Genomic DNA, 12,929 nt, shown 5'->3' with positions numbered 1-12,929 from the left:
TCTCCACGACGCCCACCCCTCGGCACGAGCGGAGAAGACGCAGGGGATCACACGGCGTTGAGCAGGACGACGTAGACGGCGGTTCCGATGCCCACGCTCAGGATCGTGCGGCGGCCGAAGGCCAGGTGGACGCCGACGGTGACGGCGACCGCGAGCAGGGCGAACCACATCCCGTGCGGGTCGGCGGCGATCGTGCCGTGCAGGGCGGTGACAGCGAGGACGGTCAGGATGCCCACCGGCATCCACACCGACAGCTGACGCACCAACACCGAGCCACGCAGCGCCCGCAGTACCGCGAACGGCAGCGCGCGCAGCGCGAGCGTGATCGTGAAGACGATCGCCAGTACGGACACGAGATACGAGGTGCTAGGCATCGGCGGTCTCCTGGGCGGGGCGGCGGGCGGTGAGCGCGTGGCGGACGAGGAGCAGGCCGACGAACAGCAACAGCGCGAGGAACATGGCGAGTTGAGGCGTCAGTACCAGCGCGACCGTGACACTGGCCCCGGCGAGCAGGACCGAGGGGAGCTCCCGGCGGGAGCGGAAGGCGTCCAGGGTGAGCACGGTGAACAGGGCGCACAGCGCGAACTCCAGGCCCTTGACCGGGGCCGGCAGCGCCGCGCCGAGGACGACCCCGAGCAGTCCGCCGCCGACCCAGTAGACCTCGCAAGAGATCTGCATGGCGAGGAGCCGGGGTGCGGAGCGTTCGTGCTCGGGCAGGGAGGCGTTGACGGCGTACGCCTCGTCGATCATCGCGTAGACGGCGTACGCCTTCGCCAGCGGGTGCCTGACCAGGTGGAGCGGGAACGAGAAGGCGTAGAAGACGTGGCGGAAGTTCACCACGAGGACGGTCAGCGCGACCGCGGCCAGGGGCGTGACGGCGGCCACCATCCCCACCAGCAGCAACTCCAGGGAGCCGGCGAACGCGGCCAGGGACAGGGCGGGAGTGAGCCACCAGGGCAGGCCGGCCTGGATGACGAGCAGGCCGAGCGCCACACCGAGCGGAAAGATGCCCAGACCGGCGGAGAAGGAGTCACGGACGCCTGCGGCGACCTGCTGCCGGCGGATGGGTATGTCGTTCTGCACCCCGCCATCGTCTCGCAGAACCCAGGACATGTGGTTGCGAAGATTGCTCGCCCCAAGCCTCTGTGTGCAATATTCCCTCCATGGATGCCACGGACAGAGCAATCATCGCGGAGCTGGAGCGGGACGGCCGACTGACCAACGTCGAGCTGGCCCAGCGGGTCGGGCTCACCACCGGGCCGTGCCTGCGACGGGTCCAGCGTCTGGAGGCCGACGGCGTCATCCGTGGCTACCGGGCCGTCATCGACCCCGCGGCCATGGGGCGCTCCTTCGAGGTGCTGATCGACCTCAGCCTCGAGGCGCAGGACGCGGAGACCGTCGAGCGCTTCGAGCGGACCCTGGCGGAGGCGCCGGAGGTCATCGAGCTCCGCAGGCTGTTCGGCAGCCCCGACTACTTCGTGCGCGTGGCCGTCGCCGACCTCACCGCGTACGAGACCTTCCTCAGCGGCCACGTCATGACCATCCCCCGCATCAGGAACGTCACCTCGCACTTCACAATGAAGACCGTCAAACCGTTTCGGTGACGACCGCCCTTGTACCGCCCATGTGAGGGAACACCATGACCACGATCGCCATCATCGGAGCGGGCCCCGGACTCGGCGCCGCCGTCGCGCACCGCTTCGGCCGCGAGGGCTTCGACGTCGCGCTCGTCTCCCGCAGCCACGAGCGGACGAACGCCCTCGCCGCCGACCTGGCCGAGGACGGCATCACGGCGCGCGGCTTCGCCGCCGACGTCCGCGATCCGAACGCCCTCGCCGCCGCCCTCGACGCGGCACACGTGGCCCTGGGGCCGATCGAGATCCTCCAGTACAGCCCGGTCCCGCACCGGGACTTCATGCGACCGGTCCTGGAGACCACCCCGGCCGACCTCACCGGACCGATCGAGTTCTCCGTCTACGGCCCCGTCACCGCCGTACAGCAGGTACTGCCCGGCATGCGCGCCCTCGGCCGCGGCACCGTCCTCCTTGTCAACGGCGGCACCGCCGTGGTTCCCCACCCGGACCGCGCCGGAACCTCCCTCGCCTTCGCCGCCGAGAGCGCGTACGGGCAGCTGCTGCACGACACGCTCGGCGCGGAGGGCATCCATGTGGCGCAGCTCGTCATCCCCGGCGCGATCGTCCCCGGACACCACAGGAAGGACCCGGCAGTGCTGGCGGAGACCCTGTGGGGCATCCACCGTCACCGGCACGGCTTCAGGCACTTCGCGGACGACCTCGCAACGTGACGCGGTCCCTCGCGTTCGCGGCGTTGCCGGTCGGCTCGCGCCGCGAACCCGCGTGACGAGCCCCGAGGTGGCGCTGCGTTCGAGCAGGGCCGCCTCGGTCTACGGAGCACGGCCGGGACGACGGCTCGGCCGGTTCCCGCGCATGAGCGCCAGCGCCTCCTCGTCCTCGCGTTGACGCCGTATCGGATGGCGTTTCGGCAGGTCGCGGTAGTCCAGCAGGCCGGCCCGTATCGCCAAGGCGTCCTGTTCGGGCGGTGCGGCCCTGCCCTCGCCACGCAGTCCCCGCCGCCCTCGGGCCCGTAGCAGGACGGGGCTGCCCCCGCCGACGGGGGACACGACACCGCCGAACCGGAGGTCCCCGGCGAACCACGTCTCCGTCGCGCTGCCCTCGTCCAGCAGCACATCGATCACGCGCGGGTCACGCAGCCCCCGGACCGGCCTCTCCCACCCCGGCCCGGGTATCCCGTGCAACCGGCCGCACCCGGTGTCGTACGGATCCGTGAGCCGTACGAAGGTGCCCTGCCAGTTGTCGGGGCGCCGTGAGCCACGGCCCTGGACGGCGTCCGGCGCGGGAGGCTCCATCAGACAGCGGCGCCAGGCGTAGTGCCTGAGGATCAGCTGTGCCCGGCGGGTGTCCGACCGGGCGTACCGGCAGCAGCGGTACCACGTCAGGGGCACGAAGTAGGCCGAGACCGGGATCAGCAGTACACAGAGCGGCCACCACCCGGTGGCCGCGGCCACGGCGAGGATCACCACCCCTGCCGCCAGATGGGGGCTGAAGTGCCGCCCGTAATGCAGCAGCCGGGCGGACCGCAGAGCGCGGCGGGTGGGCGCGTGCGCCAGCGCCGCGCCACCACCGCTGACATCGATCGAAGGCACGGTGTCCCCCCGCCCGTCCGTGAACCTTTCACCCGTCATAGTGCCCTGAGCGAAGCATTCCTGGAATACGGCTTTCGCCGGATACCGGCCGCGTGAGAGCACCAGTCCTTCTCGTGCGATAGAACCGGCCCATGCGCCCACAACCCGGAGAAGTGCTGCACTTCTCGGAGGACCCCACCATCACCGTGTTCCGCCCGCATGTCGCCGCCACCGCCCAGCAGGCGGAGGCGTACGTGTGGGCCGTCGACGACGCCCGGGCCCCGGACTACTGGTTCCCCCGCCAGTGCCCGAGAGCCTTGGCGTGGACTGTGCCGGGCACGTCCGCGTCGGACCGTGACCGCATCCTCGGGCCGGGCGGAGGCGAGCGCGTGCACGCCATCGAGTACGGCTGGATGCAGCGATTCCTGGGCGTGGAGCTGTTCGCCTACCGGTTCTCCGCCGCCGCGTTCCGGCCGTTCGGCGAGCCGGTGTCGCACGCCTTCGTGGCGACCGAGCCCGTCGAACCCCTGGGCCCCGCACAGCCGGTCGGCGATCTGCTCCAGCTTCACCGGGACGCCGGAATCCAACTGCGCGTACTCGACAACCTCTGGGAGTTCTGGGACGCGGTGATCACCAGCACGCTGGGGTTCAGCGGCATCCGGCTGCGGAACGCGAGAGCCAGACCCGACCAGCCCTGAGGCAGCCCGACCTGAGGCAAATCGAGGGAACGGCCAACCCGGCCCGCCGGGAGGGCGCGGGCCGGGTGGTGTGGGTGCCGTTCAGCAGATGCGGGGCAGTTGCTCGCCCAGCGGGAGGTCCACGATCCGGGTGCCGCCGAGGCCGGTCCGGGCGACGACCATGCCCGGATGATCGGTCACGCACGTACCGATGACGGCGGCGCCCGCGCCCTGCGGGTGGGCGCGCATCGCGGCGAGGACGGCGTCGGCGTGCTCGGGCGGTACGAAGGCCACCAGACGCCCCTCGTTGGCCACGAACAGCGGGTCGAGGCCGAGGAAGCCACAGGCGGCGGTCACCGAGTCGGGTACGGGGACGGCGCTCTCGGTGAGGACGACCCCGGTGCCGGACGAGGTGGCGATCTCGCAGAGCGACGTGGCGAGCCCGCCCCGCGTCGGGTCACGCAGGACGTGCACGTCCGACGTGACCTCCAGCATCGCGGCCACCAGCCCGCCCAGCGGCGCGGTGTCGCTGACGATGTCGGAGCCGAACTCCAGCCCCTCGCGCACGCTCAGCACCGCCACACCGTGCGCGCCGATCGGGCCGCTGACGATGATCACGTCTCCGGGCGTCGCCCGCTGCGGACGGATGTCGACGCCCCGCGGGATCAGCCCGATGCCGGACGTGTTCACGTACACCCCGTCACCGTGGCCCGCCTCGACGACCTTGGTGTCACCGGTCGCCACCGTCACCCCGGCGGCGGAGGCGGCAGCCCCCACGGCCTGGGCGACGCGTCCCACCACGTCCAGCAGCACTCCCTCTTCCAGGATGAACGCCGTCGACAGGTAGGCCGCCCGGGCGCCGCTCATCGCCAGGTCGTTGACCGTGCCGTTGACGGCCAGGTCGCCGATGCTGCCGCCGGGGAAGAACAACGGCCGTACGACGTAGGAGTCCGTGGAGAACGCCAGCCTGGCGCCGCCCAGTTCGACGGCCGCGGAGTCGGTGAGCGCGGCGAGCGTCTCGTTGCCGTACGCCGCGGCGAAGAGGTGTTCCGTCAGCTCGGCGGAGAGCGCCCCGCCGCCTCCGTGGCCCATCACCACCACCGGGTGGTCGCGCAGGGGCACGGGGCAGGACCAGTTCGCGGGGTCCACGACCGTCATGGTCGCGTCCGTGTCAGCCAACGGGGGTCACCTCCAGCCGCCGGTACAGGTAGTACGCCGCGCAGGCTCCCTCGCTGGAGACCATCGTGGCGCCCAGCGGGGTGCGCGGAGTGCAGGTCGCGCCGAAGGCGGCGCACTCGTGGGGTTTGAGCAGTCCCTGCAGCACCTCTCCGCTGCGGCACTCGGGCGACTCGACGGTCCGTACGTCGCCGACATCGAAGCGGTGCTCCGCGTCGTACGCGCGGAAGGCCCGGGACAGTCGCCAGCCGCTGTCCGGGATCATGCCGATGCCGCGCCAGGCGCGGTCGGTGACCTCGAAGACCTCCTCGATCATGCGCAGCGCGGACGGGTTGCCCGCCTCACGCACGGCGCGCGGGTAGGCGTTCTCCACCCGGTGCTCCCCGCGCTCCAGTTGACGGACCGTACGGCGCACGCCCTCCAGGATGTCGAGCGGTTCGAAGCCGGTCACCACGATCGGCACCCGGTGGCGCTCGGCCAGCTCCGGGTACTCGGCCGTGCCCATCACACTGCACACGTGGCCCGCCGCGAGGAAGGCCTGGACGCGGCAGTCGGGCGCCGTCATGATCGCCTCGACCGCGGGCGGCACGCGTACGTGCGACACCAGCAGGCTGAAGTTGCGGATGCCCTGACGGCGGGCCTCGTGGACGGTCATCGCGTTGGCCGGGGCGGTGGTCTCGAAGCCGATGCCGAAGAACACGACCTCCTTGTCCGGCTCGCGCCGCGCGATCTGAAGGGCGTCCAGCGGCGAGTACACCACGCGTACGTCACCGCCCTCGCCCTTGACCCGGAACAGGTCGCGGTCGGTGCCGGGCACGCGCAGCATGTCGCCGAAGGAGCAGAAGACGACGTTCGGGCGGGCCGCGATCGCCAGCGCCTTGTCGATCATCTCCAGCGGAGTCACACACACCGGGCAGCCCGGCCCGTGGATCAACTCGACCTCTTCGGGAAGGAGTTGGTCGATGCCGTGCCGGATGATGGAGTGCGTCTGGCCGCCGCAGACCTCCATCATCGCCCAGGGGCGGGTCACGGTGGCGCGGATCTCGTCCAGCAGCCGGCGGGCCAGCTCCGGGTCGTTGAACTCCTCGATGTACTTCACCGCACGCCCTCCTGCTCGGGGATCTCCGTGTCCGGCCCCTCCGCCTCGGCCCGCGCCCAGGCGTCGCCGAACTCCTCCTCCAGCAGGCCGAGTTGCTCGAACAGCTCCAGCGAGGCGCGGGCCGACTCCTCGTCCAGCCGCTGGAGCGCGAAGCCGACGTGGACGATGACGTACTCGCCCACCTCGACGTCCGGGACGTAGGCAAGGCACACCTCCTTGACCACTCCGCCGAAGTCGACCCGCGCCATGCGCGTGCCGTCCCGGTCCTCGATCCCGACCACGCGGCCGGGGACCGCAAGGCACATCAGCGTCCTCCTTGTCGTTGCCGTCGATCCCCGTGAGCCGCCACGACCAACTGGCCGAGCGCGAGACCGCCGTCATTGGGCGGCACCCGCCGGTGGCGGAGCACCGTGAAACCGTCCGCCTCCAGCAGCGCCGCGCACTCGGCGTCCAGCAGCGCGTTGGCGAACACCCCGCCCGACAGCGCGGCCACGTCCGCTCCCGTCTCCCGGCGGGCGGCCCGGCAGACCTTCGCCACGGCCGCCGCCACCGCGCGGTGGAAGCGGGCGGCGATCACCGGTACGGGCACTCCGTGCCGCAGGTCGGCCACGATCGCGGCCAGCACCGGCCCGGGGTCCAGGGCGTCGGCGAAGCCGTACGCCCCCGTGTCCTCCGGCCAGGCGAGGACCGCCGCCGCCTCCAGTTCGATCGCGGCCTGCGCCTCGTAGCGGGCGCGGTGGCAGACCCCGGCCAGCGAGGAGACCGCGTCGAAGAGCCGGCCCATGCTGGAGGTCGGCACACAGGCGATGTCCTGGTCCAGCTGCTGCTCCAGCAGGCGCAGTTCGATGGGCGAGCAGGCGGCGACGCAGGGCATGTCCGTGTCCCAGGGCAGACAGGCGGCCCGCAGCCGGGACAGAGCGACCCGGCACGGGTTGGCCACGGCCGCGTCACCGCCCGGCAGCTGCGCGTACGGCAGCCGGGCGAAGCGGTGGTAACCCTCGTAGCCGGCGATCAGTACCTCGCCGCCCCAGATCGCCCCGTCGTCCCCGTACCCGGTGCCGTCGAAGGCGACGCCGACGACCCGCGCGGTGCCGTCCAGACCGTGCTCGGCCATCACGGACGCGATGTGGGCGTGGTGATGCTGCACCGGGTGGAGGGGGAGGGCACGTACCTGCGCGGTGCGCCGCGCCCACCGGGTCGAGTGGTACCCAGGGTGCCGGTCGGCCGCCAGCAGCTCCGGTTCGATCCCGGTCAGCGCGCGCAGGCGCACCTCGGCCCGCTCGAAGGCCCGTACGGTGGCCAGGTCGCCCATGTCGCCGATGTGCGGGGAGAACCAGGCACCGCCGTCCGCCCCGAGACACAGGGCGTTCTTCAGGTCACCGCCCACGGCGAGCGCGGGGTCGACGGGGACCGGCAGGGCGACCGGCTCCGGGACGTGACCGCGCGACCGGCGCAGCACGACCTCGCCGCCCCCGTCCGCACGGACACGCACCACGGAGTCGTCACAGGGCACCTCGATGCCCCGGTCGTGCCACAGCCAGGCGTCGGCGATCCCGGTGAGCCGCTCCAGCGCCTCGGCGTCGCCGGTGACGATCGGCTCACCGGAACGATTGCCGCTGGTCATGACCAGTACGTCGGGCCCCGGCGGATCGCCCGGAAGGCCGAACAGCAGCCGGTGCAGGGGGGTATACGGGAGCATCACGCCGACGTCCGGGCTGCCGGGGCACACCGCGTCGGCGAGCCCCCCGGCCTCCTCCCGGCGGCGCAGCAGCACGATCGGTCGCCGACGGCCCGTCAGGACCTCCCGCTCCTCGGGGCCGACGTGGGCCAGCCGCTCGGCCACCGCCAGGTCGGCGCACATGACGGCGAACGGTTTGCCGTCGCGCTCCTTGCGCCTGCGCAGGGCGGCGACGGCACGCTCGTCGGTGGCGTCGCAGGCCAGGTGGTAGCCGCCGAGCCCCTTGACGGCCAGCACGGCACCCCGCGTCAGGAGCAGCCGGGCCTCGTCGAGAGCCGGCCCGCCCTCGTTGGGACGTCCACCGGGGACGGTGAGCCGCAGCCGGGGCCCGCAGTCGTGGCACGCCACCGGCTGGGCGTGGAAGCGGCGGTCGGCCGGGTCCGCGTACTCGGTGGCGCACTCCCGGCACAGCGGGAAGGCGGCCATGGTGGTCGTCGCCCGGTCGTAGGGCAGACCCGTGGAGATGGTGAAGCGGGGGCCGCAGTGCGTGCACGTGATGAACGGGTGCCGATGGCGGCGGTCGGCCGGGTCCGCCAGCTCCCGCAGACAGTCCTCGCAGGTCGCGGTGTCGGGTGGAATGAGCGTCCGGCCCGTGCCGCCTCCCTCGGACGTGTGGATGACGAAACCGGCCGCGCCGAGGGCCGGGACGGTCTCGTACGCCACCTCCTGTACGTCCGCCAGCGGGGGCGGCCTCTCCGCCAGGGCCCGGCAGAACTCCGCCACGGACTCCGGGGCGCCCTCCACCTCGGCGACCACGCCCTCGGTGCCGTTGCGTACGTGGCCCGATAGCCCCAGCTCCGCCGCCAGACGGTGCACGAAGGGCCGGAACCCCACGCCCTGCACGGTCCCGCGCACGGTCACCCGCCGCCGTACCGCGGTCGGCGCGGCCGCCTTCGGGGCCGTCGTCGCGGAGGTCACGCTGTGGGGGCCGGGGACGCGTGGCCGTGGTGATGAGCGTCGGGGCCGTGGTCGTGGTGATGAGCGTCGGGGTCGTGGTCGTGGCCGTGGCGGCGAAGGTGATCCGCCGCCAGCAGCGGGGCGTGCGGCGCCGCGCCACCCGCGACGGCGAGGACGCGGTCGAGCAGGGTGTCGACGCCCTGCCCGTCGCGGGCCGAGGTGCGCAGGATCTCCACGCCGGGATTGACGCGCTCCACGGCCGCCGAGAAGACACCGTCCTCGAAACCGACCGCACCGGCGATGTCCGTCTTCGTCAGCACCACGAGATGGGCCGCGCCGAAGGCCGTCGGGTACTTGAGCGGTTTGTCCTCGCCCTCCGTCACCGACATCAGCGTCACGCGCAGCGTCTCGCCGAGGTCGTAGGAGGCCGGGCAGACCAGGTTCCCGACGTTCTCGACGAACAGGAGGCGGGTCGCGTCCGGGAGCCAGCCGTCGACGAGTGCCCGCACCTGCGCGGCTTCGAGGTGGCACAGGCCGCCGGTCAGCACCTGCTTCACGGGAGCTCCGGAGCGGGCGAGGCGCCGGGCGTCGTTCTCCGTGGCCAGGTCCGCCGTGAGGGCGGCGACGGCCAGGCCCCGCTCGCGGGCACGGCGCAGCACCAGCTCCAGCAGCGCGGTCTTGCCGCTGCCCGGACTGGAGAGCAGGTTGACCGCGGCCACCCGCCGCTCGGCCAGGTCGGCGCGGAGTTCCGCGGCGAGACCGTCGTTCTTGGCCAGCACGGCCGTCCGTACGTCGACGCTGCGGCACATCACGGGCTCCCTGCCATTCGTACCTCCGCCAGTTCCAGTTCCCGCCCGGTCAGCAGTTCGGCCGCCGGGGTGTCGCAGTGCGGGCACCACAGCGCGGGCGGCGAACCGACCGCGAAGCGCGCGTCACAGCCGCCGCAGCGGGCCCGTGCCGCCACCTCTTCGATGACCAGCTCGGCGCGCTCCAGAGCGGTGCCCTCGGCGACGAGCGAGAAGGAGAAACGCAGCGCGTCCGGGACCACACCCGCCAGCTCGCCGATCCGCAGGGTCACGCCCGCCACCGCGTCCGCCCCGTGTTCGCGGGCGACGCCCTCGGCGCTCTCCACGACGGCGGCGGCGATCGACAGCTCGTGCATGGTCCGCCACGCTAGGCACGGCCCGGGTCCCGGCCCGGCACGCGCTCACGGAGGGGGTGTGATTTCCCTCGGGCGGCCCAAGCACACGCCCCTCGGTGGCGTGCCTCGCACGTCGTACGGCGGTGGCCGGAGAGCATCACCGGGTGATGCGGATCCTCCTTCTCGCCAGCGCGTTCAACAGCCTCACCCAGCGGGTCTTCGCGGAGCTGCGCGACCTCGGGCACGCGGTCGCCGTGGAGCTGGCGCTCGGTGACGACCAGCACCTCACCGCCGCCGTACGCCGCCACGACCCCGACCTGATCATCGCCCCCATGCTGACGACCGCCGTCCCGGAGGAGGTCTGGTCTGCGTGCCCCTGCCTGATCGTCCACCCGGGACCGCCCGGCGACCGGGGCCCGTCGTCCCTCGACCGCGCGGTGCAGCAGGGCCTCGCACAGTGGGGCGTCACCGTCCTGGAGGCGGTGGCCGAGATGGACGCGGGACCGGTGTGGGCGTCGGCCGACTTCCCCGTGCCCCCGGACGTCGGCAAGAGCGACCTGTACCGCGGCGAACTGGCCGACGCGGCGTCGCGGGCGGTGCTGCTCGCGGTCGAACGCTTCGCCTCGGGCACGTACGAACCCGCCATGCCGGCCACGCACACCTGGCAGTCCTACCTGCGCCAGGAGGAACGCCGCATCGACTGGCCGCACGACACCACCGAGACCGTGCTGCGCAAGCTCCGCGCCGCCGACTCACAGCCCGGCGTGCTCGACACGTTCCTGGGCACCGAGTGGTACCTGCACGGCGGCCACCCCGAACCCCACCTCACCGGCACCCCCGGCGAACTCCTGGCCACCCACCACGGCGCGATCTGCCGAGCGACAACGGACGGCGCGGTCTGGATCCCGGAGCTGCGTCCACGCCGTAGACCAGGGGACCAGGCAAGGTTCAAGCTGCCCGCAGTGACGGCTTTGGGCAACTGGCCGCCCCTCAAGGGGCGCGGGGAACTGCGCGAGCAACCGACCACAACCGAAAGCCACCAACGAACCCGCGGGAGCTACTCCGACATCACCTACGAGGAACAAGGAACCGTGGGCTTCCTGCGCTTCCACTTCCCCGGCGGAGCCATGAGCACGGACCAGTGCCGCCGCCTGCTCACCGCGTACCGCGAGACCCGCACCCGCCCGATCGACCTCCTCGTGATCGGCGGAAGAAGGGACTTCTTCTCCAACGGCATCCACCTGAACGTCATCGACGCCGCCCACGACCCCGCCGCCGAGTCACTGGCCAACATCGAGGCCATCGACGACCTGGTGGAGGAGATCCTGACGACCACCGACCGCCTCGTGGTCGCGGCGCTGCCCGGCAACGCCGCGGCGGGCGGCGCGATGCTGGCCCTCGCCGCGGACGAGGTGTGGTGCCGCGGTGGCGCGGTCCTCAACCCGCACTACCGGCTGATGGGCCTGTACGGCTCGGAGTACTGGACCTACACCCTGCCGCGCCGGGTCGGTCCCGAGGCCGCCGCGCGGCTCACCGAGGACGCGCTGCCGCTCACCGCCACCGCGGCCCGGGCGCTGGGCCTGGTGGACCGGGTCGTGGAGTGCGGACCGGGCGAGTTCGCGAGGGAAGTCGCCCGGATGGCGGCACGACTGGCCCGTTCCGAGGGGCTGCCCGCCCGGCTGGGCGCCAAGAAGGCCGCCCGGGAGCGCGACGAGGCCGTACGTCCCCTCAGGGCCTACCGTGCCGACGAACTGCGGCGCATGCGTTCCGTCTTCGACGACCCGGCGGCCCCGTACCACGCGCTGCGCTCCGCGTTCGTACGCAAGCGGCGGCCGAAGGAGACACCGGAGCACCTCCGCACCGCGACACGGGAGCATCCCCGAACGGAGTGTCCGAATGGTGGCTGATTGTCATTTATGTCAGCCTGCTGCGGGGGACGCCGTCAGGAAGGGATCCCATGAGCACCGACACCCAGGAGGCCCCCGCGGCCGTGGAGGAGGTTCACATCCTGTGGACCTCGGAGGGCATGAGCTGCGACGGTGACACCATCTCCGTCACGGCGGCGTCGCTGCCGAGTCTGGAGGACGTGGTCCTCGGCGCCATCCCCGGGCTGCCGAAGGTCGTCCTGCACAACAAGGTGCTCGCCTACGAGACCGGTGACGACTTCACCCGCGCCTTCCACCAGGCCGCCGACGGCGAGCTCGGCGCCCCGTACGTCCTCGTCGTGGAGGGCTCGATCCCCAACGAGCGCATCAACGGCGACGGTTACTGGACGTCGATGGGCAACGACCCGCGCACGGGCGAGCCCATCACCGTCAACACCTGGATCGACCGGCTCGCCCCCGGCGCCTTCGCGGTCGTCGCGATCGGCACCTGTGCCACGTACGGCGGTATCCACGCCATGGCGGGCAACCCCACCGGCTGCATGGGCCTGGCCGACTACCTGGGCTGGGACTTCCGCTCGGCCGGCGGGCTGCCGATCGTCAATGTGCCGGGCTGCCCGGTCCAGCCCGACAACTTCATGGAGACCGTGACCTGGTTGCTCTACCAGGCCGCGGGGATGGCGCCGGCCATCCCGCTCGACGAGCAGCTGCGTCCCACCTGGCTGTTCGGCAAGACCGTGCACGAGGGCTGCGACCGCGCCGCGTACTACGAGCAGGGCGACTTCGCCAAGGACTACAACTCGCCCAAGTGCCAGGTGAAGATCGGCTGCTGGGGCCCGGTGGTCAACTGCAACGTCACCAAGCGCGGCTGGATGGACGGCGTCGGCGGCTGCCCCAACGTCGGCGGCATCTGCATCGGCTGCACCATGCCCGGCTTCCCCGACAAGTTCATGCCATTCATGGACGAGCCGCCCGGCGCCAGCCTCTCCTCCGGTCTCGCCGCGTCCACGTACGGGCCGCTGGTGCGCACCCTACGCGCCATCACCAACCGGTCCGTCAACAAGGAGCCCAAGTGGCGCCACAACCGCACCGAGCTGACCTCCGGTTTCGCGCCGCGCTGGCCCGGACGCTGACTCGACCGCCGTACCCCACGCC

14 protein-coding genes are annotated in these 12,929 nt (G+C 72.3%); 5 read left to right on the top strand and 9 right to left on the bottom strand.

Annotated features, from left to right (window positions below):
- Positions 1 to 47: 47 nt before the first annotated feature.
- Together FNH08_RS29590 and FNH08_RS29585 are read right to left on the bottom strand one after the other, a co-directional pair.
- Entirely contained in the window at positions 48 to 374 is a 327-nt protein-coding gene (locus FNH08_RS29590) for a branched-chain amino acid transporter permease (RefSeq protein ID WP_152774593.1), read from the bottom strand.
- Positions 367 to 1,083, bottom strand: a complete 717-nt coding sequence (locus tag FNH08_RS29585) for an AzlC family ABC transporter permease (RefSeq protein ID WP_322725697.1) — start codon at positions 1,081 to 1,083, stop codon at positions 367 to 369. The genes FNH08_RS29590 and FNH08_RS29585 overlap by 8 nt, the downstream gene beginning before the upstream one ends.
- 80 nt (positions 1,084 to 1,163) lie before the next feature.
- Between FNH08_RS29585 and FNH08_RS29580 the strand changes: the two genes are divergently transcribed.
- Positions 1,164 to 1,604: an Lrp/AsnC family transcriptional regulator gene (locus FNH08_RS29580; protein WP_152774591.1), complete on the top strand. Its 441-nt coding sequence runs from the start codon at positions 1,164 to 1,166 to the stop codon at positions 1,602 to 1,604.
- 35 nt (positions 1,605 to 1,639) lie between these two features.
- Positions 1,640 to 2,305 (top strand): SDR family NAD(P)-dependent oxidoreductase, encoded by a 666-nt coding sequence (locus FNH08_RS29575; RefSeq protein ID WP_152774590.1) that lies wholly within the window; start codon positions 1,640 to 1,642, stop codon positions 2,303 to 2,305.
- A gap of 99 nt (positions 2,306 to 2,404) precedes the next feature.
- Here the strand turns inward: FNH08_RS29575 and FNH08_RS29570 are convergent, their stop codons facing one another.
- Complete coding sequence (locus FNH08_RS29570) at positions 2,405 to 3,184, bottom strand: hypothetical protein (protein ID WP_152774589.1); 780 nt, start codon at positions 3,182 to 3,184, stop codon at positions 2,405 to 2,407.
- A gap of 131 nt (positions 3,185 to 3,315) precedes the next feature.
- Between FNH08_RS29570 and FNH08_RS29565 the strand changes: the two genes are divergently transcribed.
- Positions 3,316 to 3,861 carry a DUF6886 family protein gene (locus FNH08_RS29565; protein ID WP_152774588.1) on the top strand — a complete coding sequence of 182 codons (546 nt, stop codon included), beginning with the start codon at positions 3,316 to 3,318 and terminating at the stop codon, positions 3,859 to 3,861.
- 81 nt (positions 3,862 to 3,942) lie between these two features.
- On the opposite strand, the gene hypE is transcribed toward FNH08_RS29565, so the two are convergent.
- From hypE to hypA, 6 genes are read right to left on the bottom strand one after another with little or no spacing between them, the layout of a single operon-like run.
- A complete protein-coding gene (hypE, locus tag FNH08_RS29560) occupies positions 3,943 to 4,998 on the bottom strand; it encodes a hydrogenase expression/formation protein HypE (protein ID WP_152774595.1) in 1,056 nt (351 codons plus the stop codon).
- A 13-nt stretch (positions 4,999 to 5,011) separates the two neighbouring features.
- On the bottom strand, positions 5,012 to 6,115 hold the full coding sequence (gene hypD / locus FNH08_RS29555; RefSeq protein WP_322725695.1) for a hydrogenase formation protein HypD: 1,104 nt from the start codon (positions 6,113 to 6,115) through the stop codon (positions 5,012 to 5,014).
- Positions 6,112 to 6,420 carry a HypC/HybG/HupF family hydrogenase formation chaperone gene (locus tag FNH08_RS29550; RefSeq protein ID WP_152774587.1) on the bottom strand — a complete coding sequence of 103 codons (309 nt, stop codon included), beginning with the start codon at positions 6,418 to 6,420 and terminating at the stop codon, positions 6,112 to 6,114. The genes hypD and FNH08_RS29550 overlap by 4 nt, the downstream gene beginning before the upstream one ends.
- On the bottom strand, positions 6,420 to 8,771 hold the full coding sequence (gene hypF / locus FNH08_RS29545; RefSeq protein WP_322725694.1) for a carbamoyltransferase HypF: 2,352 nt from the start codon (positions 8,769 to 8,771) through the stop codon (positions 6,420 to 6,422). Before hypF ends, FNH08_RS29550 begins: the two co-directional genes overlap by 1 nt.
- Positions 8,768 to 9,559 carry a hydrogenase nickel incorporation protein HypB gene (gene hypB, locus FNH08_RS29540; protein WP_152774586.1) on the bottom strand — a complete coding sequence of 264 codons (792 nt, stop codon included), beginning with the start codon at positions 9,557 to 9,559 and terminating at the stop codon, positions 8,768 to 8,770. The genes hypF and hypB overlap by 4 nt, the downstream gene beginning before the upstream one ends.
- Entirely contained in the window at positions 9,559 to 9,912 is a 354-nt protein-coding gene (gene hypA, locus FNH08_RS29535) for a hydrogenase maturation nickel metallochaperone HypA (protein ID WP_152774585.1), read from the bottom strand. Before hypA ends, hypB begins: the two co-directional genes overlap by 1 nt.
- A 146-nt stretch (positions 9,913 to 10,058) precedes the next feature.
- On the opposite strand from hypA, the gene FNH08_RS29530 reads away from it, so the two are divergent.
- Both FNH08_RS29530 and FNH08_RS29525 read left to right on the top strand, forming a co-directional pair.
- Positions 10,059 to 11,798: an enoyl-CoA hydratase-related protein gene (locus tag FNH08_RS29530; RefSeq protein ID WP_152774584.1), complete on the top strand. Its 1,740-nt coding sequence runs from the start codon at positions 10,059 to 10,061 to the stop codon at positions 11,796 to 11,798.
- A 50-nt stretch (positions 11,799 to 11,848) separates the two neighbouring features.
- Positions 11,849 to 12,907 (top strand): NADH-quinone oxidoreductase subunit B family protein, encoded by a 1,059-nt coding sequence (locus FNH08_RS29525; RefSeq protein ID WP_152774583.1) that lies wholly within the window; start codon positions 11,849 to 11,851, stop codon positions 12,905 to 12,907.
- The last annotated feature ends 22 nt before the right edge of the window (positions 12,908 to 12,929 follow it).

Source organism: Streptomyces spongiae (assembly GCF_009377185.1).
GTDB lineage: Bacteria > Actinomycetota > Actinomycetes > Streptomycetales > Streptomycetaceae > Streptomyces > Streptomyces spongiae.
Note: the sequence above shows the minus strand (reverse complement) of the source record. Positions and strands in the feature narration are given on the sequence as shown.